This window comes from Phocaeicola sp. RTP21198st1_B8_RTP21198_201120, assembly GCF_040929485.1.
Classification (GTDB): domain Bacteria; phylum Bacteroidota; class Bacteroidia; order Bacteroidales; family Bacteroidaceae; genus Phocaeicola; species Phocaeicola dorei.
This window is the reverse complement of sequence record NZ_JBCOCI010000588.1, coordinates 1-1,008: the sequence shown is the minus strand read 5'-3', so window position 1 is coordinate 1,008 and position 1,008 is coordinate 1. Positions and strand designations below refer to the sequence as shown.

Annotated in this window: 2 protein-coding genes; both read left to right on the top strand. The window is 33.9% G+C overall.

Features of this window, described 5'->3' with window-relative positions:
- On the top strand, nt 1–459 hold a 459-nt coding region (locus AB5935_RS28345; RefSeq protein ID WP_368328149.1), incomplete at its 5' end, for an NAD-dependent epimerase/dehydratase family protein.
- Nucleotides 460–477: 18 nt separating this feature from the next.
- Nucleotides 478–1,008 (top strand): glycosyltransferase family 2 protein (locus AB5935_RS28340; protein ID WP_368328148.1); only part of this gene is annotated, 531 nt, incomplete at its 3' end.

Genomic DNA, 1,008 nt, shown 5'->3' with positions numbered 1-1,008 from the left:
GGACCAGGCCGCCTAGGTATTTTAGTAAAGTTATTTAAGTTAATTGATATGAATTTACCAGTACCAACAATTGGTAATGGCAAGAATCATTACCAAATGATTTCAGTATTTGATTGCGTTAGCGCTATTCTTTGCGCTATAGACAAAGGATTACCTAACAAAGAATATAACTTAGGCTCTAAGAATCCGCCTGATATTCGTACCCTATTGCAGGGGGTTGTTACGTCAGCGGATAAACATTCTATAGTAATTCCAACGTCTGGTAAACTCGTAAAGTTAGTGTTAGGATTATTAGATAAATATGGTTTTACATTAATGTATCCAGAACAGTTTATGATTGCGGACGAAGAGTATGTTCTGGATATTCAGGAAACCGAAAAAGATCTAGATTGGCATCCACAGTATAGTGATGAGGACATGCTGAAAGAGGCATATAAGATGTATAAAAAGAAGAAATAAGATTTTACATACTCAAATATGAATAATAACCTTCCTCGTGTCTCAATAATAACAGTTTGTTATAATGCTGTATCTGCCATACAAAGAACTATATTGTCTGTACTTAGTCAGACTTATGAAAATATAGAATATATAATTATAGATGGAAAAAGTACAGATGGTACCTTAGCAATTATAAAGAAATACGAAAGCAGGATAGCTTTTTGGTTATCAGAGCCGGATAATGGTATATATGATGCTATGAATAAAGCTATCAATAATGCCACTGGAGAGTGGGTTCTTTTTATGAATGCGGACGATGAGTTTGTTGATAATAAGGTAGTAGAACGTTTTGTTTTTGTTGTAAAAACTCATAAAAACTATGCTGTCTATTATGGTGATACGATTCTCCGTTATGCTATAGGAGATAGACCAGTGAAAGCTTTGGGGTTGAAAAGTATGCGTTATATGATGGCTTTCTCACATCAAAGTGTGTTCATTCGAACTGATTTGATGAAGGGGAAAAAGTATTCTCTTAAATATAAGCTTGCGTCTGATTATGATTTTCTA